This window comes from Mycolicibacter algericus DSM 45454, from assembly GCF_002086455.1.
GTDB classification, from domain to species: Bacteria; Actinomycetota; Actinomycetes; order Mycobacteriales; family Mycobacteriaceae; genus Mycobacterium; species Mycobacterium algericum.
On record NZ_MVHC01000002.1, the window covers coordinates 243,298 to 267,197 of the forward strand.

General features: G+C 67.7%; 23 protein-coding genes. 10 read left to right on the top strand and 13 right to left on the bottom strand.

Annotation, left to right across the window (positions count from 1 at the left end; all coding sequences use genetic code 11):
• Positions 1-101: 101 nt before the first annotated feature.
• Positions 102-680 (bottom strand): hypothetical protein, encoded by a 579-nt coding sequence (locus BST10_RS02970; protein WP_013828443.1) that lies wholly within the window; start codon positions 678-680, stop codon positions 102-104.
• A gap of 402 nt (positions 681-1,082) precedes the next feature.
• On the opposite strand from BST10_RS02970, the gene BST10_RS02975 reads away from it, so the two are divergent.
• A complete protein-coding gene (locus tag BST10_RS02975; RefSeq protein WP_083036320.1) occupies positions 1,083-1,697 on the top strand; it encodes a type II toxin-antitoxin system PemK/MazF family toxin in 615 nt (204 codons plus the stop codon).
• A 22-nt stretch (positions 1,698-1,719) separates the two neighbouring features.
• Here BST10_RS02975 and BST10_RS02980 read toward each other — a convergent pair whose 3' ends face one another.
• A complete protein-coding gene (locus tag BST10_RS02980) occupies positions 1,720-2,148 on the bottom strand; it encodes a CBS domain-containing protein (RefSeq protein ID WP_013828441.1) in 429 nt (142 codons plus the stop codon).
• A gap of 127 nt (positions 2,149-2,275) precedes the next feature.
• Between BST10_RS02980 and BST10_RS02985 the strand changes: the two genes are divergently transcribed.
• On the top strand, positions 2,276-3,133 hold the full coding sequence (locus BST10_RS02985) for a ribonuclease Z (RefSeq protein ID WP_013828440.1): 858 nt from the start codon (positions 2,276-2,278) through the stop codon (positions 3,131-3,133).
• Positions 3,134-3,251: 118 nt separating this feature from the next.
• Complete coding sequence (rpsT, locus tag BST10_RS02990) at positions 3,252-3,512, top strand: 30S ribosomal protein S20 (protein ID WP_013828439.1); 261 nt, start codon at positions 3,252-3,254, stop codon at positions 3,510-3,512.
• 73 nt (positions 3,513-3,585) lie between these two features.
• Here rpsT and holA read toward each other — a convergent pair whose 3' ends face one another.
• The 4 genes from holA to BST10_RS03010 all read right to left on the bottom strand — a co-directional run bounded on the left by holA (position 3,586) and on the right by BST10_RS03010 (position 7,604).
• On the bottom strand, positions 3,586-4,548 hold the full coding sequence (gene holA, locus BST10_RS02995; RefSeq protein ID WP_083036321.1) for a DNA polymerase III subunit delta: 963 nt from the start codon (positions 4,546-4,548) through the stop codon (positions 3,586-3,588).
• A gap of 12 nt (positions 4,549-4,560) precedes the next feature.
• The gene (locus BST10_RS03000) at positions 4,561-6,123 is read right to left on the bottom strand and encodes a ComEC/Rec2 family competence protein (RefSeq protein WP_083036322.1); all 1,563 of its coding nucleotides are present in this window, start codon (positions 6,121-6,123) and stop codon (positions 4,561-4,563) included.
• Positions 6,124-6,126: 3 nt separating this feature from the next.
• A complete protein-coding gene (locus BST10_RS03005; protein ID WP_083036323.1) occupies positions 6,127-6,978 on the bottom strand; it encodes a ComEA family DNA-binding protein in 852 nt (283 codons plus the stop codon).
• Between the two features lie 98 nt (positions 6,979-7,076).
• Positions 7,077-7,604, bottom strand: coding sequence for a DUF4352 domain-containing protein (locus tag BST10_RS03010; protein WP_083036324.1), 528 nt, complete (start codon positions 7,602-7,604; stop codon positions 7,077-7,079).
• Positions 7,605-7,713: 109 nt separating this feature from the next.
• On the opposite strand from BST10_RS03010, the gene BST10_RS03015 reads away from it, so the two are divergent.
• Together BST10_RS03015 and BST10_RS03020 are read left to right on the top strand one after the other, a co-directional pair.
• The gene (locus BST10_RS03015) at positions 7,714-8,874 is read left to right on the top strand and encodes an acyl-CoA dehydrogenase family protein (protein ID WP_013828434.1); all 1,161 of its coding nucleotides are present in this window, start codon (positions 7,714-7,716) and stop codon (positions 8,872-8,874) included.
• A gap of 14 nt (positions 8,875-8,888) precedes the next feature.
• Positions 8,889-9,998 carry an acyl-CoA dehydrogenase family protein gene (locus BST10_RS03020; RefSeq protein ID WP_083036325.1) on the top strand — a complete coding sequence of 370 codons (1,110 nt, stop codon included), beginning with the start codon at positions 8,889-8,891 and terminating at the stop codon, positions 9,996-9,998.
• A 20-nt stretch (positions 9,999-10,018) separates the two neighbouring features.
• On the opposite strand, the gene BST10_RS03025 is transcribed toward BST10_RS03020, so the two are convergent.
• Positions 10,019-11,230: an enhanced intracellular survival protein Eis gene (locus tag BST10_RS03025; RefSeq protein WP_083036326.1), complete on the bottom strand. Its 1,212-nt coding sequence runs from the start codon at positions 11,228-11,230 to the stop codon at positions 10,019-10,021.
• 38 nt (positions 11,231-11,268) lie between these two features.
• On the opposite strand from BST10_RS03025, the gene BST10_RS03030 reads away from it, so the two are divergent.
• Positions 11,269-12,321: an NAD(P)H-dependent amine dehydrogenase family protein gene (locus BST10_RS03030; protein ID WP_083036327.1), complete on the top strand. Its 1,053-nt coding sequence runs from the start codon at positions 11,269-11,271 to the stop codon at positions 12,319-12,321.
• Between the two features lie 45 nt (positions 12,322-12,366).
• On the opposite strand, the gene BST10_RS03035 is transcribed toward BST10_RS03030, so the two are convergent.
• Positions 12,367-12,942: a PepSY domain-containing protein gene (locus BST10_RS03035; RefSeq protein ID WP_083036328.1), complete on the bottom strand. Its 576-nt coding sequence runs from the start codon at positions 12,940-12,942 to the stop codon at positions 12,367-12,369.
• 219 nt (positions 12,943-13,161) lie between these two features.
• Between BST10_RS03035 and BST10_RS03040 the strand changes: the two genes are divergently transcribed.
• Together BST10_RS03040 and BST10_RS03045 are read left to right on the top strand one after the other, a co-directional pair.
• Complete coding sequence (locus tag BST10_RS03040) at positions 13,162-13,605, top strand: MmpS family transport accessory protein (RefSeq protein ID WP_013828429.1); 444 nt, start codon at positions 13,162-13,164, stop codon at positions 13,603-13,605.
• Complete coding sequence (locus tag BST10_RS03045) at positions 13,602-16,517, top strand: MMPL/RND family transporter (RefSeq protein ID WP_013828428.1); 2,916 nt, start codon at positions 13,602-13,604, stop codon at positions 16,515-16,517. Before BST10_RS03040 ends, BST10_RS03045 begins: the two co-directional genes overlap by 4 nt.
• 7 nt (positions 16,518-16,524) lie before the next feature.
• Here the strand turns inward: BST10_RS03045 and BST10_RS03050 are convergent, their stop codons facing one another.
• The 5 genes from BST10_RS03050 to nadD are packed head-to-tail and all read right to left on the bottom strand — an operon-like array spanning position 16,525 to position 19,860.
• The gene (locus BST10_RS03050; protein ID WP_083036329.1) at positions 16,525-17,376 is read right to left on the bottom strand and encodes a DegV family protein; all 852 of its coding nucleotides are present in this window, start codon (positions 17,374-17,376) and stop codon (positions 16,525-16,527) included.
• Between the two features lie 7 nt (positions 17,377-17,383).
• The gene (octT, locus tag BST10_RS03055; RefSeq protein ID WP_013828426.1) at positions 17,384-18,133 is read right to left on the bottom strand and encodes a diglucosylglycerate octanoyltransferase; all 750 of its coding nucleotides are present in this window, start codon (positions 18,131-18,133) and stop codon (positions 17,384-17,386) included.
• Positions 18,123-18,803 carry a glucosyl-3-phosphoglycerate phosphatase gene (gpgP, locus tag BST10_RS03060; protein WP_013828425.1) on the bottom strand — a complete coding sequence of 227 codons (681 nt, stop codon included), beginning with the start codon at positions 18,801-18,803 and terminating at the stop codon, positions 18,123-18,125. The genes octT and gpgP overlap by 11 nt, the downstream gene beginning before the upstream one ends.
• Positions 18,800-19,186, bottom strand: coding sequence for a ribosome silencing factor (gene rsfS / locus BST10_RS03065; RefSeq protein WP_083036330.1), 387 nt, complete (start codon positions 19,184-19,186; stop codon positions 18,800-18,802). The genes gpgP and rsfS overlap by 4 nt, the downstream gene beginning before the upstream one ends.
• Complete coding sequence (gene nadD / locus BST10_RS03070; RefSeq protein ID WP_109559373.1) at positions 19,183-19,860, bottom strand: nicotinate-nucleotide adenylyltransferase; 678 nt, start codon at positions 19,858-19,860, stop codon at positions 19,183-19,185. The genes rsfS and nadD overlap by 4 nt, the downstream gene beginning before the upstream one ends.
• Before the next feature lie 157 nt (positions 19,861-20,017).
• Between nadD and BST10_RS03075 the strand changes: the two genes are divergently transcribed.
• The gene (locus BST10_RS03075) at positions 20,018-21,010 is read left to right on the top strand and encodes a class I SAM-dependent methyltransferase (protein ID WP_109559374.1); all 993 of its coding nucleotides are present in this window, start codon (positions 20,018-20,020) and stop codon (positions 21,008-21,010) included.
• Between the two features lie 196 nt (positions 21,011-21,206).
• Entirely contained in the window at positions 21,207-23,858 is a 2,652-nt protein-coding gene (locus BST10_RS03080; protein WP_083036332.1) for a helix-turn-helix transcriptional regulator, read from the top strand.
• Positions 23,859-23,900: the final 42 nt, after the last annotated feature.

Here is a 23,900-nt window from a genome sequence, read left to right on the forward strand (position 1 = left end):
GGTGTGTGCCTACTGTCCTGTCAGGGTAGCGAGGCGACGGCCCCAAAACGAAACCCCCGGAGGCGGCGGCACCTCCGGGGGTTTGCGTTCGCAAGCGACGATCACATGTCGAGCGCGCCCAATCCGAAGTACCCGAACAGGTCGGCCACGCCCGCCTGGAAGAAGTTGCCGAAGTCGGCGAAGAAGCCGTCACCGGCCAAGCCGTCGGCGATTCCGGCTTCGCTGCCGAACAGGTAGTCGCCGGCGTCTGCGACGTCGATCTCGCCGCCACCGGTCAGCAGCGCGTACGTCAGCACGTTGCTGGCGTCGTAGAACTGCGTCAGCGCGCCGTTGAACAGGCTGTAGGCGCCCGGGTCGGAAGACATCTCGTCTTCCCAGTTCGGGCCGAACAGCATCGCCGCGAAGGCCGGGTTGTCCGTCAAGTCGTCAGCGGAGATGGTGCTGAACGACAGCGGGTTCTCGGTCGTCGGGTCGCCGGCGGTGATGAGGTCGCTGTCGACCCCCGAGGCCGTGGCCTGAGCGCCGAAGAGCCAGTTCATCGACTGCACCTGGCCCACCAGGATGTTGCTGAAGTCGGGCGGCGCCGGGGTGTCACCCGTCTCCGCGGCCGCCAGCGGCGCCAATGCGAATGCCGCGCCCGCTGCGAAAGCCCCCACTACGCCGATTTTGCGAATGTTCATAGCCTCATTTGCCTTTCACGATGTCCAACCGGCGGGCCGTTTTGCCACCGCCGGATGCTCCCCCAGCACCGTCCGCTGCAAAGCTGGTCAAATCTAACAGATACCTGTGATTAGGCACAACTACCCGTTCACATAGCTGTGTGCCAGCGAGGTTCTTGCGAGCCTTTCCCCAGGTAGATACGCTGAACGGTCCGTGTTTGTCGCTTCTTAGCCCACCTAAGTCGGCGCGTCACATCCGGCCCGGGAACGTCGCCGAAGCCCTCGCCCGGGGCGGGGCCGCGAGGCAACCGGCACTCAGTTTTCGCCCAGTTCTTGGGGCGCTTCCACGTGCACAGCACCCGAGCGTTCCGGCACCGAACTCGGTACACCGGCGCCCGACCCCGTTTCGCCTATGCTGCGAACATGGCTTCCCCGCGGAAGACCCCATGGCAGACGGTGCAGCGATTCGCGGAGAACCTGGTGTTCAACGAAGCTCCACGGTTCATCCGCCAACTCGAGCAGGCGCCGCTGGTGCAGCAGCGCATCCAGCGGGGCATCGAGCAGGGCATCAAGCTCGGCCTGGAAGTGCTGACCGGCACGGCGTCGGACCCGTCGCCGGCGATTCCGGCCGGCCGCCCGGTAACCAATAGCAGTGTCCCCACCGCGCACCGCGCACGCCGCCTGGTGTACGCGCCCGATCTCAACGGCCGAGCCGACCCGGGCGAGATCGTCTGGACCTGGGTGGCCTATGAGGACGATCCGCGCGAAGGAAAGGACCGGCCGGTGCTGGTCGTCGGACGTGACCGCAGCGTGCTGCTGGGACTGATGTTGTCCAGCCAGCCGCGCCACGCCGAGGACACGAATTGGTTGGGCATCGGCGCGGGCAGTTGGGACGACGCCCACCGGCTCAGCTGGGTACGGCTGGACCGGGTGCTCGACGTGCCCGAGGAGTCGATCCGGCGCGAGGGCGCCATCCTGGAACGCACGGTGTTCGACGTGGTGGCCGCGCGGCTGCGCAGCGACTACGCCTGGAGCTGAGCCCTGCCGGGGGCGGGATCCGCTATCCCTGGCTGATGTAGGAGCGCAGCTGCGCGTGCTCGGCCTGCAACTCCTCCATCCGCGACTTGACGACGTCGCCGATGCTGACGATCCCGGCCAGCCGGCCGTCTTCGAGCACCGGTATGTGGCGTGCCCGGTGCTCGGTCATCAGCACGCTGACCTCGTCGGCGGTGTCGGATTTGGTGCAGGTCGCCACCAACCGGGTCATGATCGCCGACACCGGCCGGGCCAGCAGGCTGGCGCCGTGGACGTGCAGTTGCCGAACCACGTCACGCTCGGAGGCCACCCCCTGCAGGCCGTCGGTTCCGATCACGACCATGGCGCCGATGTTGTGCTCGGCCAACCCCGCCAGCAACTCCATGACGGTGGCATCCGGATGGATGGTCACCACCGCCGCGCCCTTGTTCCGCAATACATCCGCGATCCGCATAGAAGCCTCCCGCCGCAGTGATCTGCTTCACACCAGGCTAGGCCATTTTGCCCGGTCGCGGGGCGGCGATGCCGAAACTCTGTAGATCAGCCAGCGGCAGACGGAGTTCTGTGGCATATGTGACGTCATGACGATCGAGATCACCCTGCTGGGCACCGGAAGCCCGATCCCCGACCCCAACCGTGCCGGTCCGTCGACCCTGATCCGGGCCGGCGGCCAGGCGCTGCTGGTCGACTGCGGGCGCGGGGTGTTGCAGCGGCTGGCCGCCGCGGGCGCGTCGGCCAACACGCTGGCCGCGCTGCTGCTCACCCACCTGCACAGTGACCACATCGCCGACCTCGGCGACCTGTTGATCACCCGGTGGGTCACCACGTTCACCCCCGACCCCGCACCGCTGCCGATCATCGGGCCGCCGGGTACCGCCGATGTCGTGGCGGCAATGCTGCGGGCGTTCGGCCATGACATCGGCTACCGCATCGCCCACCACGACGACCTGACCGCCCCGCCCCCGGTCGACGTGCAGGAGCACACCGCCGGCCAGGTCTGGGATCGCGACGGCGTGCGGATCACCGTGGCGCCCACTGACCACCGGCCCGTGACACCGACCATCGGGTTCCGCATCGAGCACACCGACGCGTCGGGAACCGCCTCGGTGGTCATGGCCGGCGACACCGTGCCCTGCGACAGCCTCGACGAGCTGGCCGCCGGCGCCGACGCGCTGGTGCACACCGTGATCCGTAGCGACCTCATCGCTGCGCTGCCGCAACAGCGGATCCGCGACATCTGCGACTACCATTCCTCGGTCGCCCAAGCCGGCGCCACCGCCCGGCGCGCCGGAGTCGGCACGCTGGTGCTGACCCATTACGTGCCCGCCATCGCCCCCGGGCAAGAGGAACAGTGGCGGGCGTTGGCGGCCGCGGAGTTCGACGGGCCGATCGAGCTCGGCGACGACCTGCACCGGGTCGACGTGGTCGCACGAGGCTGAGCACAGCGGTCACAGTTGAGCCAAGTTGGGGAGTTGACCGGCCAGCTGGTAACCTGAACAGCCGTTGCTCCCATCTCGGGAGGCGAACCCAACCAAGCTTTTAAGAAGGAACTACTTCGTGGCCAACATCAAGTCGCAGGTCAAGCGCAACCGGACCAACGAGCGCGCCCGGCTGCGCAACCAGTCGGTGAAGTCGGCGGTGCGTACCGCGATCCGCGCCTTCCGTGAGGCAGCCGAGGCCGGCGACAAGGAGAAGGCCGGCGAGCTGTTGCTGTCGACCGGCCGGAAGCTCGACAAGGCCGCCAGCAAGGGCGTGATCCACAAGAACCAGGCCGCCAACAAGAAGTCGGCGCTGGCGCGGGCTCTCAACAAGCTCTGATCCACTCGCGAGCAGTCGCGAAAGCCCCCGTTCCGGTCGGAATTCGGGGGCTTTCGCGACTGTTCGGCACTCCTCAGCGGGCGGCCAGTTCGGCGACCTTGCGCACCGCCGCCTCCAGCGCGTAGTCGGCGTCGGCTGCGGCGCCCTTGACGTCGGCGTTGAGGCCCGCCACCAGCCGCACCGCGGCGGCGACCGATTCCTGCGACCAATGCCGGGCCTGTTTCTGTGCCCGCTGCACCCGCCAGGGCGGCATGCCCAACTCGCCGGCCAGCCGGTAGGGGTCTCCGGATTTGGGCCGCACCCGGGCGATGGTGTGGATAGCCTCGGCCAGCGCGTCGGCCAGCACCACGTGCGGCTCGCCCCGGATCATCGCCCATCGCAACGCCTCGGTGGCGCCTTCGACATCCCCGACGACCGCCCGATCGGCGACGTCGAAGCCCTTCACTTCGGCTTTGCCGCTGTGGTAACGGCGCACCGCGACGGCGTCGACATGCCCGCCGGTGTCGGCAACCAGCTGTGAGCAGGCCGCGGCGAGCTCGCGGATGTCGGAGCCGACCGCGTCGAGCAGCGCCGTGACGCAGGCGTCGTCAACCCGGACCTTGAGCCGGCGGAACTCGGCGCGGACGAAGTCGGCGCGTTCGGTGGCCTTGGTGATACGCGCGCACGGATGCACCTCGGCGCCGAGCTGCCGCAGCTGCCCGGCCAGCGCCTTGGCCCGTCCCCCGCCGGAATGCGCCACGACCAGCACGGTGCCCGGCGGGACGTCGGCGGCCGTCGCGCCGATGAGGGTCACCGCATCCTTGCCGGCCTCGCCGGCGGCTTCCAGCACCACCACACGTTCATCGGCGAACAGCGACGGGCTGAGCAGTTCGGCCAGTTCGCCGGCCTCGACCTCGCCGGCCCGCAACCGGTCAACCGGGATGTCGGCACTGCCGGCCTGGGCCCGCACCGCCGCCAGCACCTGCGCGACGGCCCGTTCGACCAGCAGTTCCTCGTCACCGAGGATCAGGTGTAGCGGCGAAACCGGTTGGCTCACCCGCCAATCGTGTCACGCAGCCCCGACAACCGCCCAGCCGGTCAACACCTCCGTGACCGACCACGCCAGCAGGCATACGACCAGGACGGTCAGCATCCGCCGGCAGCACCGCCAGCGCCAACAGCGCACGATCGCGACGGCAGCGGCGCCGACGCCGAATACCCCGGCCGCCCCTGCCGGCACGGACACGGTGGCGGCAGGGACCCCGGCGGTCCAGTGGGCAACGTGGCCCAGCCACCACAGTTCGGGGCCGGTGAACCGGATCAGCAGTTCGGCGGCCGCCGGCCACCACCCGCACAGCGCCGCCGCCGCGCTGCCCAGCACGGTGATGGGCGCGACGAGCACCGCGACCGCGAGGTTGGCGAGCGTGCTGACCAGGCTGAGCCGACCGGAGATACCGGCGATCAGCGGCGCGGTGACCAAGTTTGCCGCCCATGCCACGGCTACCGCGGCAGCCAAGGGTTCGGGCCAACCGCGCGCCACCAGCCGCGCCGTCCACACCGGCGCGATGAGCACCAATGCCGCCGTCGCCACCACCGACAGGGCGAAGCCGACGTCGACGGCCAGCTGCGGGGCCAGTGCGAGCAGCACCAGCACGCTGGCGGCCAGACTCGGAATCGCTTGCCGCCGTCGCGCCGACAGCACGCCCAGCAGCGCGATCGCCCCCATCACCGCCGCCCGCACCACGCTGGCCGTCGGTTGCACCACGATGACGAACCCCAGCAACGCGACCCCGGCCAGCACCGCCGCAGCGCGCGGCCCGACCAGCCGCGCCGAAAACAACACCGCACCACAGACGATGGTGACGTTGGCGCCGGAGACCGCCATCAGGTGCGTCAAGCCCGCGGCCCGGAACTCTCGCCCGGTCGCGGCGGTGATCGCCGAGGTGTCACCGAGCACCAGCGCGGGCAGCATCCGGGCCTGTTCGCCGGGCAGTACCCGCCCGGCGGCGGCCGCGAACCGCGCGCGCACCTGATGTGCACTCCGCGCAACAAGTCCGGGATCGCCCCACGTCGGCTCGCCGGTGGCGGTCAGCACCGCCGCCGTCAGGTCGCGCCGCGTCGGACGGGCGATTTTGGCGCGGAACGCCATAGACCGGCCCACCATTACGTCACCGAATTCGATATTGGACGCGAAAACCACTACCCGGCCCGAGGATTCTGCACCATCGAGATACTGCAGGGTGGCCCGGAACATCAGCCGACGGGCGCCGGCCGGCAGTGGACTCTCGCTGGGGGTGACCGTGACCGGGGCGGTGCGGCCGAATGCGGCGGTGATCGGGTGGTGGCTCAGCGACTCGGTGCGCAGCGCGACAGCCCAGCCGAACCCCACCCCCACCGTTGACGCCGCCGCCAGGACCGCACCGGCCAGCCGATGACCGGGCCGCCGCGTGCGCCCGCCGTGCCGCCACAGCAGCGCCGCCGAGACGCCGATCAGTGCGCACAGCGCCGCCAAGGTGCCGCCGATCTGCCACTGGATGCCGGCGGCGGTGACCGCCCAGCCGGTCAGGGCCGCCGGCACCAACCGAACGTCCAGCCGGGCCGCCGGTGGCGCCGGGGCCGGTGGCTGAGCCACGCCTCAGACACGCACCAGGGCACGCAGCTTCTCCAGCCGCGCCGGGCCGATCCCGTCGACATCGCCGAGTTGGTCCACGTCGGCGAACTTGCCGTGGGCTTCCCGCCAGGCCACGATGGCTGCCGCGGTCACCGGCCCGACGCCGGGCAGGGCATCGAGCTGTTCGACGGTCGCGGTGTTGAGGTTGACCGGTTCGCCGCCCTTCGGCTCGGGTTTGGTCGCCGTCGCCGTCGGCGCGGTACTGCTGCGGGGAGCCTCCGGTGGCGGCGATGCCGCACCGACGGAGCTGCCTAGTACCGGCGGCCCGGCCGGCGGCGCCAGGCCGACCACGATCTGTTCGCCGTCCACCACCGGGCGGGCCAGGTTCAACCCGATGGTGTCCGCACCGTCGAGCGCCCCGCCGGCTGCGGTGAGCGCATCGGCGATCCGGGAACCGGGTGACAACGTCGCCAACCCCGGCTTATGGACCAACCCCACCACGCTGACCACCACCTGATCCGCGACCGGCGCAGGATCTGCCGATGGCTCCGCGCCGCGCGTGCTGGCAGTCGAAACCATCTCCACCGGAGGCAGTTTGGCGCTGAGCACCGGCGCAGGCCGGTCGCGGACCACCGTGAACACGGTGATGAGCACTGCGACCGCCGCGATCACCGCCAAGGCGATCGCGCCGGCGCGGCCCGGATCAGCCCGCACCTTGGCGAGCCAACCGGCGTCCGTGGCGTCGGGCAGCCAGCGCGGCAGCAACGAGTTCGGGTCTGCTTCGTCGCCGGGCTCGGCGGCTTTCTCGGTGCGGTCGGGTTCGGGCAGCAGGCCGAGCCGCCGCTGCAGCCGCTCGCCGGGTGGTTCTGGTGCCATGCGCCGACCGTAGATGCCGGCGCCGGCGGCCGACCCGGTCCGGCGCCGGGCGCGGCCCGCGATTGTGGATCAACGCGCCACTGTGCAGAAAGCCGCTGCTACGGGTTCAACCACTCGCCGACATCCTGGGAGATGCCCGAGGACGGTGAGTAACGCACCTTTGTCGCGGTGACCCCCGACGGCAGCGCGAACACCACGCAACCGGTGCTCGACGAACCGGCGGCGATCAGGAACCAGCCGTAGCCGACGTCCTGGCATTCGGTCACGGTGGCGAAATCAGCCTGGTAGTCGTGGTCGTCCGAACCGACCACCGAGACATCGCTGTTGCTGTTGCCGACGATGGTCGTCGTTCCGGCGTTCTCGATCCGCAGTTTGGCCGCGACGTAGGTCTTGCCGGCCTCGCCCCAGCCGTTGGGGACGGTGGCCGGGTCGATGACCTCGGTCAACGTCACAGCGATCTTCTGCCCGCCGATCCGCATCAGGTCCAGCGTCTGGCCGATGTGCGCGGCCGGTTTGGCGGCCGGCGACTCCGACGGCCGCGGCGCCGGTTCGGCGGGCTTGGCCGGTTCCGCCGAACACGACACCGCCGACAACAGGACGCACAGCGCGAACAACGACCGCCTCATGCGGTCAAGCGTACAAAAACGCACGATACCGGCCTTGTGGACCGGCCATGGCGGGCTCGGATTAGTGTGCATACCAGTCTGCGTTTCCATCCCGACCCAGGAGTCCGCCGTGCAACTGGCACTCACCGACGAAGAATCCGCATTCCGCGACGAACTGCGTACCTTTTTCACCTCCGAGATCCCCGCCGAGATCCGGGAACGCAGCCAGCGGGGCGAGTCGATCTTTCCCGACGACATCGTCACCACCCAGCGGATTCTCAACGCCCACGGTCTGGCGGTGCCCAACTGGCCGACCGAGTGGGGCGGCAAGGACTGGACGCTGACCCAGCACCAGATCTGGCTCGACGAGATGCAATTGGCATCGGTGCCCGAGCCGCTGACCTTCAACGCCAAGATGGTCGGACCGGTGATCGCCGAATTCGGTTCCCAGGCAATAAAGGAACGCTTCCTGCCGGCTACCGCCAACCTGGACATCTGGTGGTGCCAAGGTTTTTCCGAACCCGATGCGGGCTCCGACCTGGCAAGCCTGCGCACCACGGCGGTGCGCGACGGCGACAGCTACATCGTCAACGGCCAGAAGACCTGGACCACGCTCGGCCAGTACGCAGACTGGATCTTCTGCCTGGTGCGCACCGACCCGCAAGCACCCAAGAAGCAGGCCGGTATCTCCTTCCTGCTGTTCGAGGTATCCACACCGGGTGTCACCATGCGACCGATCAAACTCATCGACGGCGGCTACGAGGTCAACGAGGTGTTCTTCTCCGACGTGCGGGTGCCCGCCGATCAGCTCGTCGGCGAGGAGAACCACGGCTGGACCTACGCGAAGTTCCTGCTCGGCAACGAGCGCACCGGAATTGCCGGGGTGACCCGCACCAAAGTCCGGCTCGCCGAGGTCAAGGCGCGCGCCAAGGAGCTCGGTGCACTCGACGACCCGCTGTTCGCGGCGCGACTCGCCGAGACCGAAAACGATTTGCTGGCATTAGAACTTACCCAGATGCGGGTATCGAGCGACTCGGTGGACGGCAAGCCCAACCCGGCGTCGTCGGTGCTCAAACTGCGCGGCAGCCAGCTGCAGCAGGCCGTCACCGAACTGTTCGTCGAGCTGGCCGGCCCCGACGCGCTGCCCTACGAGGCAGGCGAGGACATCGCGTCACCGGGGTGGGCGCAGCACGCCGCCCCGACCTACCTGAACTACCGCAAGACGTCGATCTACGGCGGCAGCAACGAGGTGCAGCGCACCATCATCGCGTCCACCATTCTCGGCCTGTAGGAGGTACCACGGTCATGGACTTTCAACTCAGCGACGAGCAGGTTCTGCTGCGCGACACCACCCGTTCGATGTTGTCGGGCTACGACACCGAGACCCGCAACGACGTCATCGAGGCCGACCCCGGCTTCAATCCACAGGTGTGGAAACAGTTGGCCGACACCGGGATTCTCGGTCTGGGCTTCGACCCGGACGAATCCGGTCCGCTGGAGATCATGGTGGTCCTCACCGAGATGGGCCGGCGGCTGGCCCCTGAGCCGGTCATCCACGGCGCGCTCGGGCCCGGCGCGCTGATCGCCGAACGTGGCACTGCCGACCAGCGGGAACTGCTCGACGCCGTCGCCGGGGGCGAGCACATCCTGGCGTTCGCCCACACCGAGCCGGGGATGCGCGGCGTGGCTGCGCAGGTCTCCACCAACGCGGTGCGGCAAGGGGATTCGTGGGTGTTAAGCGGGCGCAAGAACCCCGTACTGACCGGGGACCGCGCCGACACGCTGGTGGTCAGCGCCGCACTTCCGGACGGTGGGACCGGGCTGTTTGTGGTCGACGGCAGCGCCGACGGCCTGACCCGCCGGCCCTACCGGACCTTCGACGGCCAGCGCGGCGCCCAGATCGACCTGGACGATGCGCCGGGCAGCCCGCTCGGCGAGGCGACCGACGCCACCGGGGCCATCGAGCACGCGATGATCCGGATCTCCTCGGCGGTGTGCGCCGAGGCGGTCGGCGCGATGGAAGAGGCACTGCGGCTCACGACCGATTACCTCAAGACGCGCAAGCAGTTCGGGGTGACGCTCAACACCTTCCAGACCCTGACCCAGCGTGCCGCCGACATGTACGTGTCGCTGGAACTGGCCCGCAGCATGAGCCTCTACGCGGCCATGTCGATCGCCGACGGCAACCTCGACCCGGTGATCGCGGCACGCACTAAGCTGCAGGTCGGCCGGTCCGGGCGGCATATCGCCCAGGAGTCCATCCAGTTGCACGGCGGAATCGGGGTGACCTGGGAGTACCCGGTCGGCCACCTGGCAGCCCGACTCACCGCGATCGAGCACACCCTGGGCTCATCGCAGGACCAGCTACACGTGCTGATGGACAACCTGGGCAGCTACGACCTGGCCAAGCTGTAGGCTCCGGGCAAGGACGCGCTTTAGAAGAAGAATCCCAGCTGCGCCGGGACGTCGCTGACGAAGGCGGCGTCCAGCCGGCGCACCACGGCCTCGTCGTCGCACCGCAGCCGGCCGGCCCTGGCCATCACCGACGCCCGGTGCACGCCCAGATACAGCATGCCCAGCACATCGAGATCCAGCTCGACGTCAACCGGCGCCTCGGTGCGCTCACAGCTTGCCTGTCCGTCGCGGACCGTCAACGCGAATCGCCCACCGTCGCTACGGAATCCGTCATTCAGCTGCAGGACAACGGACAGCTCGCAGGCGTAGCGGCGAGCCTGCAACACGGCCGGGACGTCCATCGCGCGCAACCACATGTGGTCCTTGCGGCCGGTGGTGCGTGCCAGCCGGGTATCGGTCAGCAGGTACGGCAGCGGATCGTCGGGATAGGTGCCGATGGCGACCTCCTGAATCAGATCCAGCCCCAGCAGCGCGCGCCACAGTGCCGCGTGCGCCTCGGCGGTCACCGCCCGGAACTCCTCGACCCGCGCCGTCTTCGGGTGTTCACCGCGCACCCGGTACAGCGCGTAACCGTCGGGATGCAGCAGCGCGAACAGCGCGGTGCCGCCGGCCCGCTCCTCCGGCCGGTCGGCGAGGACGTCGTTCCAGAGCGGCTGTGGGCGCAGCAGTCCGCCCGGAGTGATGACGCGCCACCGGTCATAGATCGCGGCGAATTCGCCGCCACACTCGGCGGTCTCGACCAGCCGCACACCTCCGGGGTCGGGCGCGTCGGCATGCAGCACTGCGAATCGCCGATCCACGCTCAGCCCGTGATCGACGGTCGCCGGGCCGTAACCGAACCGGCCGTAGATCCCGCCCTCGCTGGCCGTCAGCGCTGCGATCGGATAGCCGGCATCGGCTATGCGGCGGTGCAACTCGTCGTACATCGCCCGCAGCACCCCACGCCGGCGGTGGGTCGGCGCCACCACCACGCCACTGATTCCAGCGGCCGGCAGAATCGCCCCACCGGGAACGGTCAAGCGCAGGTCCAGATAGAACGCCACGCCGATCACCGTGGCGCCCTCGCAGGCCACCACCGTGCCGCCGGCCGGCACCAGGTCGCGGAAGGCGGCAAGGTCATCAGGATGGTGGACCGTCCCGAAGCCGGTGTTTTCCAACAGCACGACTGCCGGCCAGTCGCCGTCGGTCGCGGTACGCACCTGCACGCCGGTCACAAGATCCGACGGTGCCACAACAGCCGTCTCGGCGCACCCGAATATGGTGGTGAGCCATGGACACACCGTTGCGCGTCATCCAATGGACCACCGGCAACATCGGGCAGCGCTCGCTGCACGCCATCATCGGCCGTCCCGACATGGAGCTGGTCGGTGTGTATGCCCACGGCAAGGACAAGGTCGGCGTGGATGCCGCCGAGCTGGCCGGCTGCGCCGCCGAGACGGGTCCCACCGGGATCACCGCCACCAACGACATCGACGCGCTGATCGCGCTCAAACCCGACGCCTGCTGCTACAACCCCCTGTGGCCGAGCATCGACGAGTTGGTCCGGCTACTCGAAGCCGGGGTCAACGTGTGCTCCACCGCGGCGTGGATCACCGGCGGCAAGCAGACCCCGCAAGACCGCAACCGCATCGAGGAAGCCTGCCGGGCGGGCAACTCGACGATGTTCGGCAGCGGCGCGCACCCGGGGTTGACCAACATGGTCGGCATGGTGCTGTCCGGGGCGTGCGAACGGGTCGACGAGATCCGGATCACCGAGTCGGTGGACTGCTCGACCTATGAGTCGGCGGCCACCATGGCGGCGATGGGTTTCGGCCAGGATCCCGGCATTCCCGGGCTCGCCGAAAGTGTCCGCGTCGAAAGCGAGGTGTTCGCCGAGTCTGCGGCCATGATGGCCGACGCGATCGGCGCGCAACTGGACAAGATGACTTTCGACGTGCAGTTCACCGCCGCGACCGGTGACAGCGACCTGGGCTTCATGAAGATCCCCGCCGGCACGGTGGGCAGTGTCTTCGGGTATCACCGCGGCTGGGCCGGCGACCGCAACGTCGTCAGTGTGGGGTTCAACTGGATCATGGGCAGCCACGTCACTCCGCCCAAGCCGGTGGCGCACGGCCACGTGATCCAGGTGTTCGGGCTGCCGAACATGCGCACCGTCATCAACTGCCTGCCACCGAAGGACTGGAGCGAGCCGAACCTCAACGGCCTGGGCTCGATCTATACGGCGATGCCGGTGACCAACGCGGTGCCGGCGGTGGTCGCCGCCCCGCCGGGCATCGTCACGCTGGCCGACCTGCCACCCGTCACCGGCCGCGCCGGCGGTTAGCGAGGCTCGACGAAGGAGAGCCGAAGCTGGACCGCCGACTCAGACCTACCGGTCGGTGGTGATCGCCCCGGACGCCGCGTCGACGGTGACGTCGCGTTCGACCAGGTCGGCGTCCCAAACGTCGGCATCCCAGACGACGGTGCCGTTCATGTCGAGCAGACTGAGCTCGGTGATCGAGGCGTTGGGAACCGCGGTCAACACCCTGTTCACCGCCGCCCGATAGTCCAGGCGGGCGCCTTCGACGTTCGCGCGGCGCTTGGCCTTGTCGGCGTCGCTGTCCTCGGTCGCAGTCGGGCCGACCAGCACCGCCACCCCGTCGGATCCGATCTTGAGTTGCCGTTCGGCGCCGTCGGAGGTGACCACTCGGGCCTTCCAGGTTCCGGCGTCACTGGACTGGCTCTCGATGAAGATCAGCACGCTCTCGGGCACCTGCGAAACGGCGAGGTCACCGGCCCGAAGCAAGGTCCGCGGGTCCGGCGGCGCGTCCGGACCCGACCAGGACGCTTCCGGCGTGGTCGACTCCACCGCTTTCGAGCCTGACCTGCCGCTGCAACCAGCCAACGCCAGCGCTACCACGATGACCACTGCGCCGAATCGGACGCCATTCACCAGACCGTGCATCAGCGGCCATGCTACTGAAGCCTGGTCGTCGGTGCCGCGCTACCGGCCACTTACGAACCGGCGAGCCTCGAAAAAGGCTTGTTGCGATCGTTAGCCAACCGAAGGTTATGCTGCCCGGGGACGATTTTGCGGCAGCCTTCGACGCTTCCGGCCGAGCCGGGGAACAAACTGTCCGCTGCCCGCGTTCGACCGCACTATCGACCAGCGGAAGGCGGTGATATGAAGACGATCCCGATCGGCGGAATACTCAGACGGTATTGGATTCCCTTGGTCTTCATCGTGGTCATCTTCGTATCCAGTGTGATCGTCACTCGACTGCACAAGGTGTTCGCCTCTCAGGAGCTCAACCCCCACGCCGGCGCCGGCATCGAGATCGTGCAGTTCAACCCCAAGTACGTCGCATACGAGGCATTCGGGCCGCCGGGCACCAGAGCCGACATCAACTACTGGGACGCCGAGGCCAACGTCCACCAGATCAACGACGTGCCGCTGCCGTGGTCCTACACCGTCGTCACGGTGCTTCCCGCCGTGCAGGCCAACATGATCGTGCAGGGCAACTCCGGTGAGATCGGCTGCCGGATCAAGATCGATGACCGGCTGCTCGATGAGCGGCGTGCCACCGGTATCAACGCCCAGACCTTCTGCCTGGTGAAGTCCGGATGATCAAACGCATCCGCAACCAGCTCGATCAGCAGCAGGACCCGCACGTCAAGCGACCGTTCTTCGCACACATGCTGCGCGTCTTCGCGGTGCCGATCATCATCGCCTGGATCGTGCTCACCGTCATCGTGAACGTTCTTGTGCCCCAGCTGGAAGTGATCTCCGAGGAGCACTCCGCACCGCTGGCGCCGATGGACGCGCCGTCGATGATCGCCAGTCAGCTGGTCGGTGAGAACTTCCAGGAGTACAAGTCCAACAGCACCGTGATGATGGTCGTCGTCGGCGAGGACGAGCTCGGCGACGATGCCCACCACTACTACGACGAGATCGTCAAGAAGCTGGTCGCCGACACCGACCACGTCGAGCACGCGCAAGACTTCTGGCGAGACCGGCTGACCGCGGCGGGCGTGCAGAGCTCCGACGCCAAAGCGGCCTACATCATGCTCAACCTGGTCGGCAACCAGGGCATGACCGAAGCCAACGATTCGGTGGTGGCGGTCCGCAAGGCCATCGACGACACACCGGCGCCACCCGGAGTGCAGGCCTACGTCGCCGGGCCGGCGGCGCTGACGGCCGACCTGCGGGAGATCGGCGACGCCAGCCTGGTGAAGATCACCCTGTTCACCATCGCCGCGATCGCGGTCATGCTGCTGATCGTCTTCCGCTCGTTCGGCGCGATGTTGACGCAGCTGTTCCTGACCCTGTTGGAATTGATCTGCGCTCGTGGTGTCGTCGCCTTCCTCGGCTTCAACAACGTCATGGGCCTGACGACGTTCGCGGTCAACATCATGGTGATGCTGGCCATCGCCGCCGGCACCGACTACGGCATCTTCTTGATCGGCCGCTACCGCGAGGCCCGGCTGGCCGGCGAGGAGCGGGTCGACGCCTACTACACCACCGTGCGCAGTGTCACCCCCGTCGTGCTCGGATCGGGGCTGACCATCGCCGGGGCGTCGGCGGTGCTGTACTTCACCCGGCTGCCCTACTTCCACACCATGGGCATTCCGGTATCGGTGGGCATGATCGTCGTGGTCGCCGCGGCGCTCACCCTGGGACCCGCCATGCTGGTCGTGGTCACCAGCTTCGGGCTGCTCGACCCCAAACCGGCCAAGCCGGGCGGGTTCTGGCGCCGTGCCGGGATCTCGGTGGTGCGCTGGCCCGCACCGATCATGGTGGCGAGCCTGGCCATCATCATGATCGGGCTCGTCGCCCTACCCGGCTTCAAACCCGGCTACGACGACCGGCAGTATCTGCCCAAGGACACACCGGTCAACGTCGCCTATGCCGCCGCCGAGAAGCACTTCTCGGCGGCCCGGATGGCGCCGGACATCACCATGGTGACCTCCGACCACGACATGCGTAACCCGGCCGACATGCTGGTCCTGGACCGGGTCGCCAAGAACATCATGCGGGTACACGGCATTGCGATGATCCAGGACATCACCCGCCCGCTGGGGATTCCGCTTCAGCACAGCTCGATTCCGTTTCAGCTGAGCGCCGCCAACCAGCTGATGATGCAGAACATGAAGACGCTCAAGGACCGGATCAAAGACATCGACACGATCTCCCAGCAGTTGGACAAGGACATCTCGCTACTCATCGAGATGTACGGCTACCTGCAGGAGGTGGACCGGACCTTCGACGACACCGCCGAAGTCACCCGGCGCACGGTGGAAGTCACCGATCGGATCCGCGATCACCTCGCCGACTTCGACGACCAGTTCCGGCCGCTGCGCAGCTACTTCTACTGGGAACCACACTGTTTCGACATCCCGATGTGCTGGGCACTGCGGAGCACATTCGACACCACCGACGGCGTCGACCAACTCTCCGAGGAGATGCACAACCTCTCCGCAGACATCACCAAGACGGCCCGACTGCTGCCGCAGGCGGTCGAGTTGCTGCCGGCCGTGGTGGACACCATGAAGATCATGCGCGGTCTGGTGTTGACCGTGCACTCGACGTTCTCGGCGTTCATCAACCAGATGGAGGATCTGAGCAACACCCAGATCATGATGGGCCAGAGTTTCGACGACTCGAAGAACGACGATTTCTTCTACCTTCCCGCAGAAGCCTTCGACAACAAGGACTTCCAGACCGGGCTGCGGTTGTTCATGTCGCCGGACGGAAAGTCGGCGCGCTTCTTCGTAACCCACCAGACCTATCCGGCCACCGCCGAGGGCATCAAGCGGGTCGAACCGGAACGGATCGCCGCGCAGGAGGCCCTCAAGCAGTCGTCGTTGTCGGACGCCAAGGTCTACGTCGGCGGGATGGCCGCCCTCTACGAGGACATGCAGAACGGCGCCAAGTATGACCTGTTGATCGCGGTGGTCGCGTCGCTGACGCTGATCTTCCTGATCATGATGATGATCACCCGTTCGCTGGTGGCCGCCGCGGTGATCCTGGGCACCGCGTCCAGTTCGATCGCCGCGTCCTTCGGTATCTCGGTGCTGATCTGGCAACACATCTTCGGTCAACATATCTACTGGGTGACCTTGGTGCTGGCGGTGATCGTGCTGCTGGCGGTCGGGTCGGACTACAACCTGCTGCTGGTCTCCCGGTTCGAAGAGGAGATCCATGCCGGGCTCAAGACCGGCTATATCCGGGCGATGGCCGGCAGCGGTGGCGTGGTGACGTCGGCGGGCATGGTGTTCGCGGCGACCATGGGCATCATGTTCTTCTCCGATCTCAAGGCGATCGGCATGTACGGCACCACCGTGGCGATCGGGTTGCTGCTCGACACCTTCGTGGTCCGCGCATTCTTCATGCCGTCGATCGCGACGCTGTTGGGCAAGTGGTTCTGGTGGCCGCAGGTGGTCCGGCCGTGGGGTCCCAATAAGAACATCCGCGGCATCGCGGCGCACCGTCCGCATTCCGAGCCCACCGCCGACACCGACAGGTTTGCCACGCAGTAGAACGTGGTCAGACCTGGCCGGGGCCCGCGGTGGGATCGACGTCGACACAGACCGCCACCGCGCCCGCCCCGACGTGAAGCGCCAACGTCGAACCCAGGCCGGTGATGAGGGCCGGTGCGCAGGCCGGTAACCGCTCGGCCAACGCGTCGGCCACCTCACGAGCCCCTTCCGGATTGGCGACGTGATGCACGGCCAATGCGGCCGGCCGATCGCCTACCACCTCACAGACGCGGTCGATCATCGAGGCGACGGCCTTGCCGACAGTGCGGATGCGCTGTGCCAACACGAGTTTTCCGTCATCGACGGCGAGCAGCGGCTTGAGCGACAACGCGGTGCCCAGCCAGGCCGCCGCGCTGCCGATCCGGCCGCTGCGGCGCAGGTTGTCCAGCCGGTGCACGATCAGATAGGCGTGGCTGCGCAGCACAGCCGCATCCGCCGCGGCCACCACGGCGTCGATGTCGGCGCCGCCGGCGGCAGCGCGCGCGGCGGCCAGCGCCGCGAACCCGGTGCCCATCGCCGCAGACCGCGAGTCGACGACCCTGACCCCGGAGAACTGGGTGGCGACGTGTTCGGCGGCGCCGAACGTGCCGGACAACGCCGCCGAGATGTGGACCGCCACCACGCCGTCGCCACCGCTGTCGGCCAGCGCGGCCCGGTAGGCGTCGGTGAGTTCCTCCGGATTGGTTCCGGCCGTGCTGACGCCGTCGCGGGCATAGATGTCCTCGGGCACCTCATCGATGCCGTCGCGCAGATCGGCGCCGTCGAGCAGAATGTGCAGCGGAACCACCCGGATACCCCATCGGTCGCGCAGCTCCACGGGCAGGCACGCCGACGAATCGGTGATGACGGTGACGGTCATGGACAGGTCATGCCGACGATCCGGGCACGCCCGCCTCAGCCAGCGCTTTGAGCATCAGTTCGGCGACGGCCCGGTGCGCTTCGAAGTTCCAGTGGATGCCATCCGGGTTGGCCCGCCCGCTCATGACCTCGTCGGCCACCGCCGCCTTCAGATCGACCAGCGTGATGTCCTGGCGCTGCGCCCACTGCGTGATCGCGTGCACCGTCGGCTCCCGCCCCTGGTGGGCCCGACCATAGGTGTCGGCGATGTGAACTGACGGCAGGCAGGCCACAATCGGGATTCCTGGCCGGTTGAAGTCGATTGCGCCCCTAGTCATCTCGAGATAGTCGGCGGTAAGCTGCGGCGGCAGTGCCGCTCGCGCCCGCGGCGAGAACCTCGGCTGCAGCCAGCCGTATCCATCGCGGACCCAGCGCCGCAGCCGGGGCGGGCGCACATACCGGATCAACTCGCGCAGCGCAGTCGGCCACACCGAGGGCAGCGAGTCCATCCCGCTGGTGGCGATGATGACGGCCCCGGCACGAGGCAGGGCGGCCCAGGCGCGCGGGTCCTGGGTGGCCGCCCACCACACGTCCCGGCTGGTCCAGCCGATCCGTCCGATCAGCTCGACGTCCCAGCCGAGTTGCGCGCCGACGATGTTCGGCCATATCCGCGGGTCGTCGGCCGGCAGCCCGCCGGTGGGTCCGTAGTACGACAGCGAGTCGGCAAAGATCAGCAACGCGGGGCGCTTCTCGGCCGGCGGCAGCGGTTCAGAGGACATCGCCGGCCACCTGCGCTGAAGCGTTCCAGACATCGAGACGCCAACGCACGTCAGCGAAGTCGTCAGCTCCGCCGGAATCGTCGGAATACCCGCTGAGCTGGGTCCAACTGGCGTTGGCCATCCCGCCCAGCGCCGGCCAGTTCTCGACCGGAAGACGCAGCAGCGCAGCGGTCAGCGCAGCGATCAGGCCGCCGTGGGCGACGAGCACCGCCGGCCGGTCCGCCTCGTCGGCGCTCCCCCAGGCCGGCTCACCGGCCACCAACTCGGCGACCAGCGGTTCGCTGCGCGCGGCCACGTCCACCCTGCTCTCCCCGCCGTGCGGAGCCCACCGGGCATCATCGCGCCACGCCAACCGCGCACCCGGTGCCGCGGCGTCGACCTCTTCGTGGGTCAGCCCCTGCCAGTCACCCAGGTGCGTTTCGCGCAACCGCGTGTCGACCCGGACCGGCAGCCCGTTGTGCTCGGCCAGCACCGTGGCGGTGTCGTAGGCGCGCCACAGATCCGACGACACGATCAGCAACGGGTGGCGCTTGCGCAACACCTCGGCCGCCGCTTCCGCCTGCGCGCGACCGAGGTCGCTCAGGACGGTGTCCAGCTGGCCTTGCATGCGGCTGCCGGCGTTGAACTCCGTCTGGCCGTGCCGTAACAGGATCAGCCGCCGGACCCTCACGACGCGTCCTCCGGGGCCGGGGCAGGACCCAGGTCGACCGGCACCACGGGGCAGTCCTTCCACAGCCGGTCGAGCGCATAGAAGTCACGCTCGTCCTGATGTTGGATGTGCACGACGATGTCGACGTAGTCCAGCAGCGTCCAGCGGCCCTCGCGGGTGCCCTCGCGGCGCGCCGGCTTGTAGCCGGCCAGCCGCATCTTCTCCTCCACCTCGTCGACGATCGCGTTGACCTGCCGTTCGTTGGACGCCGAGGCGATGACGAAGCAGTCGGTGATGACCAGCTGGTCCGAGACGTCGATGACGACGACATCGGTGGCCAGCTTGGCGGCGGCGGCCACCGCGGCCGCCCTCGCCATGTCGATCGCCTCTGAGCCGGCCGTCATGCGTTGTTCCCGGCGGCCAGGCTGGTGGATCGGCCCACCGCCTTGTTGGCGTCCGAGCCGTCGCCGCCACGGTAGAGCCGGCGTTTGGACACATACTGCACAACGCCGTCGGGCATCAGGTACCACAGCGGCCGACGCTGCTCGGCGCGCTCGCGACAGTCCGTCGACGAGATCGCCAACGCCGGAATCTCCACCAGTGTCAACGCATGCTCCTCCAGTTCGCCCAGCACACCGGTGATGTGGTCATGCCGCAGCTCGTATCCGGGCCGGCTGACCCCCACGAACCGCGCCAGGTCGAACAGCTCCTCCCAGCCCTGCCAGGACAGAATCGACGCCAACGCGTCGGCACCGGTGATGAAGTACAGCTCGGAATCGGGGTTCAGCGCATGCAGGTCTTGCAATGTGTCGCGCGTGTAGGTGGGACCGGCCCGGTCGATGTCCACCCGGCTCACCGAGAAGCGCGGATTGGACGCTGTGGCGATCACCGTCATCAGGTACCGGTCCTCGGCCGCCGAGACGTGCCGATCCTTCTGCCAGGGCTGGCCGCTGGGCACGAAGACGACCTCGTCCAGCGCGAATTTGTGGGCTACCTCGCTGGCCGCGACCAGGTGGCCGTAATGGATGGGATCGAACGTCCCGCCCATCACCCCCAGCCTGCGTAGCCCGACATGCATGGTTGGCCAGCTTACTGGACCAGCAGAAACGGCATCACCGGACGGCCGCCGGCCGGTTAGCGCCGTTGGCGCGGCAAAGCGTCCCCGGATCGTGTAGAAGAAGGCGGTGGAAGATTTCTCTCCGAGATCAGATGTGGCGCGATCGGCGAAGGACGCCATGCGGCGGCGTTTCTACACCCGGGCCCAGATCAACGGCGACATCCGGCTGCCGGCGGTGCCGAGCTTGCTCGACGAGTACGTGTCGATGTGCGACGCGGTATTCGCGGGACTGGGCAAACCCTTCAATGAGCAAGAACTTGCGCATCTTAGGAGCGTGATACAGGGCCAGCTGGCCGCCGCCTATGCGGCATCGGTGCGTTCACACATTGTCATCTCCTACAACGCTCCGGTCGGCCCATCGCTGAACTACACGGTCCGTGCGCAATGGTCCTCGGTCGCAGCGGCATACGAGAGTTGGCTGTCGACGCGGGAACCGCCGTTGTTCGGCACGGAACCGGACGCCCGGATCTGGCAGATCTCCGGCGAAGTCGACGATCCATCCGCTCATCGGATACTCGAAATCGGCGCGGGCACCGGCCGTAACGCGCTGGCGCTGGCACGTCGCGGGCATCCTGTCGACGTCGTGGAGATGACCCCGAAGTTCGCCGAGATCCTCAGGCAGGAGGCGGAACGCGACTCGTTGGACGTGCGAGTCATCGTCCGCGACGTGTTCGCCGACGCCGACGACCTGCGCGACGATTACGACCTGATCGTGCTCTCGGAGGTGTTGACCGATTTCCGGTCGACGCAACAGCTACGCAGTCTTTTCGAGCTCGCCGCTCAGCGCCTTGTTCCCGGTGGACGGCTGGTTTTCAACAGCTTCCTGGCATGCGACGGGTACCAGCCCGACGAGGCCGCTCGCGAATTTTGTCAGCAGGTGTACTCGGGCCTGTTCACCCGTGATGAGATGTCGATCGCCACGGCCGGCTTACCGCTCGCACTGCTGTCTGATGAGTCGGTCCACGATTACGAGAAAGCACATCTGCCCGACGGCGCCTGGCCACCCACCAGCTGGTACATCGACTGGGTGAGCGGACTCGACGCGTTCAGGACCTCGCGCGAGGACAGCCCGATCGAGTTGCGCTGGCTGGTGTTCGAGCGGACACGCTGACCGGCGGAGCGGGTAGCCGCCACCGCTCGGTGATCACTCGCCCTGGCAAAGCATTCCCGGGGCGCATTCGCAGCTGCCTCCCAAACGTTTTTACGCATTCGTCAACGTTTGTATTTCAAGCCGGAAACGTATGTTCCCCCCGGTACCGCAGCGTAACTTTGGCGGCACGCAGTTGTCCCGGGGGAGGTCGGAACTTTTGCGCACAACGGCTGAGACTTCGTCCGCGTGGCCGATCGTCGGTCGCGACGACGAACTGCGCGCAGCGCTGGCGACGCTCGGGCCGGATTCTGAGTACCAGGGCATCGCGTTGGTCGGGGACAGCGGCGTCGGCAAATCGACGCTCGCCCGCGCCCTCGGTGCCCGCCTCACCGCGGCCGGGCGCGCGGTCCGGTTCGTGCTGGGCACCCAGACCGGGTTTGACGTACCGCTCGGGGCATTCTCCCGGTCGGTGACGGTCGATGCAACCTGCGAACCGGCTGCGATGTTAGCGATAGCGCACCAGAACCTCGCGGCCGCAGAGCGCCCGGTGATCGTCGTCGACGACGCCCAACTGCTGGACCCATTGTCTGCCACCCTGATCTATCAGCTTGCCGCCGAGGGTACCGCGCAACTGATCGTGGTGATCCGTTCCGGCGAAACGCTCCTCGACGCGGTGACCGCGCTGCTCAAAGAACAGCTGCTGTTGAGCATGCGCATCAACCCGTTCACCCGCGAACAGACCGGTGAGCTCGCACGCCGTGTGCTCGGTGGTGTCGTCAGCGCACAAGTGGTCAACCGGTTACACGACCGAAGTGGGGGAAGCCCGCTGTATCTGCGCGGACTGCTGCGGGCCGGCCGCGACAACGGCGTGCTGGTGTTGGACGAGTACGGCTGGCAGCTCAAGGGGCCACTGCACGCCGACCAGGAACTCTCTGTCCTGCTGGGATTTCGGCTCCAAGCACTCACTCCGGACGAGCTGGAGGCACTCGAGATTCTCGCGGTCGCCGAGTTGCTGGACTGGGAAGTCTTCCGAGAACTCTGTTCTTCCGAAGCTGTTTCCGAACTGGAACGTCATCGCTTGATTCACCTGACCTCCGACGGCGGGGGAACTCTGGTCCAGGTGACCCACCCGATTTTCGGCGAGGCGGTGCTCGAACGTATCGGTGTGGTGCGCTCGCGCCGACTCAACGGGTTGCTGTTCAACGCCTTTGACAAGTACCTGCGGAGAGGCGGCCGGCGGCTGCGGTTGCCCGACGTTCGCGGCAGAATCCGGATGGCCCAGTTCATGATCTGCAGCGACCTGGAGCCTGACTTCGAGTTGATCATCGGCGCAGCGGTGCGGGCGGCGGCGATGTCCAACCTCGCCCATGCAGAAGAGCTGGCCCGCTTTGCATTTGACCGCGACGGTGGCTTACCGGCGGCACTCGTGCTCGGGGACACACTGTTGTGGCAAGGCCGAGGAGACGAAGCCGAATCGGTACTGACCGATGTCGGCCTCGACGGTGCCGACAGCGTCTCGATCGTTGACTGGGCTTGTGTTCGCGCATCGAATCTCTTCTGGAACTGCGGTGAGATCGATTCAGCACAACAGGTTCTGGCCGAGGTCAGGGGCCGCGCCCACTCGAAAGCCAGCACCGCGCTGGTCCATGCTCTCGAGACGGCTTTCGCGTTCTTCACCGGCGACCTGGCAACGGCACTCCGGGCCGGACCGTCGTTCTGCGAAGCAGATGTATCGCCGACGGCGACGGCCTTGGCCGCCCTGCCGACCGCACACGCACTCGCCAAAACAGGGCGCTTCGGCGAAGTGACCGGAATCGCTCAGATCGGATTGCACGCCGCTGCGCGCAGTCGCTCCGGGATGATTCGATTCGGTCTCGGTGTCGCCGAGGTCACCGCACTCGTCGACGCCGGTGATTACTCCGCCGCTGAACGAGCCGCGGAACGCTATGCCACCATGGCTGCCGGGGTGCCGGAATCCGATGCGATGGTCGGTGTGCTGGTCGGCCTGGTACACCTGGCACGCGGCCAATTGCCATTGGCAGCTTCGCTGTTTCAGGACTCGACGCCGGTATTGACAAACGCCGCTCCATCGCTGTGGCCGATGCTGGCGAACGCTTGGTCCGCTCAAGCCGAAGCGGCGCGGGGCAACGCCGTGTCGGCGTCGATCGCACTGCGACATTGCGAAGAGGCCTACGGACCGCAAATCGCTGCGTTCCTACCGGAAGTGGAGCTTGCCCGAGCCTGGGAGCGGGTAGCGCACGGTCAGACCTCCGATGCCCGGTCCCTCGCGCTGCGAGCGGCACAGATCGCCCGCCGATCCGGTATGGCCGCTGTCGAGATGCGCGCGCTGCACACCGCGGTCCGATTCGGCGACCGATCGCACGCCGATCGGCTGGCAGATCTCGCGGAGGTGCTGGACGCCCCGTTGCCGAATGCGATTGCCGCGCATGCTCGTGGCTTGGCCGACCGCAACGCCGATCTGTTGAGCGCCACGTCGGACCGGTTCGCGATCATGGGTGCCTTCGCATCCGCCGCCGATGCGGCGGCGCAGGCATCGAGCGAGTACGGCCGCGCCGGTCAACGCGGCAAGCAGTTGGAATTGTCAACGCGGACCCAATGGTTGGCCGGGCAGGGCGAGATCCGCACACCGGCCGTCGCGGCGGTGACTCAGCCACTGCCGATCACCGACCGTGAACGCGAGATCGCGATGCTCGTTGCAGCGGGCCTACCCAACCGTCAGATCGCCGATCGGCTTTCCGTTTCGGTACGGACCGTGGACGGTCATCTCTACCGGATGTTCGCCAAACTGGGTATCACGCGGCGCGATGAGCTGATCCGGCTGCTCGACGGGGTCCAATCGCGGGCTTGAGCCCAACACCTGGCGCTGACCATGGTCCATTCATGACCCGAC

Bases quoted from the DNA above. Each gene is read 5' to 3' on its own strand.
- BST10_RS02970 (WP_013828443.1), bottom strand. From the start codon at position 680: ATGAACATTCGCAAAATCGGCGTAGTGGGGGCTTTCGCAGCGGGCGCG.
- BST10_RS02975 (WP_083036320.1), top strand. From the start codon at position 1,083: ATGGCTTCCCCGCGGAAGACCCCATGGCAGACGGTGCAGCGATTCGCG.
- BST10_RS03050 (WP_083036329.1), bottom strand. From the start codon at position 17,376: ATGACCGTCACCGTCATCACCGATTCGTCGGCGTGCCTGCCCGTGGAG.
- BST10_RS03005 (WP_083036323.1), bottom strand. From the start codon at position 6,978: ATGGCACCAGAACCACCCGGCGAGCGGCTGCAGCGGCGGCTCGGCCTG.
- BST10_RS03010 (WP_083036324.1), bottom strand. From the start codon at position 7,604: ATGAGGCGGTCGTTGTTCGCGCTGTGCGTCCTGTTGTCGGCGGTGTCG.
- BST10_RS02985 (WP_013828440.1), top strand. From the start codon at position 2,276: ATGACGATCGAGATCACCCTGCTGGGCACCGGAAGCCCGATCCCCGAC.
- BST10_RS03040 (WP_013828429.1), top strand. From the start codon at position 13,162: ATGAAGACGATCCCGATCGGCGGAATACTCAGACGGTATTGGATTCCC.
- BST10_RS03020 (WP_083036325.1), top strand. From the start codon at position 8,889: ATGGACTTTCAACTCAGCGACGAGCAGGTTCTGCTGCGCGACACCACC.
- BST10_RS03045 (WP_013828428.1), top strand. From the start codon at position 13,602: ATGATCAAACGCATCCGCAACCAGCTCGATCAGCAGCAGGACCCGCAC.
- octT (WP_013828426.1), bottom strand. From the start codon at position 18,133: ATGTCCTCTGAACCGCTGCCGCCGGCCGAGAAGCGCCCCGCGTTGCTG.
- BST10_RS03035 (WP_083036328.1), bottom strand. From the start codon at position 12,942: ATGCACGGTCTGGTGAATGGCGTCCGATTCGGCGCAGTGGTCATCGTG.
- rsfS (WP_083036330.1), bottom strand. From the start codon at position 19,186: ATGACGGCCGGCTCAGAGGCGATCGACATGGCGAGGGCGGCCGCGGTG.
- BST10_RS02980 (WP_013828441.1), bottom strand. From the start codon at position 2,148: ATGCGGATCGCGGATGTATTGCGGAACAAGGGCGCGGCGGTGGTGACC.
- BST10_RS03075 (WP_109559374.1), top strand. From the start codon at position 20,018: ATGCGGCGGCGTTTCTACACCCGGGCCCAGATCAACGGCGACATCCGG.
- BST10_RS03030 (WP_083036327.1), top strand. From the start codon at position 11,269: ATGGACACACCGTTGCGCGTCATCCAATGGACCACCGGCAACATCGGG.
- nadD (WP_109559373.1), bottom strand. From the start codon at position 19,860: ATGCATGTCGGGCTACGCAGGCTGGGGGTGATGGGCGGGACGTTCGAT.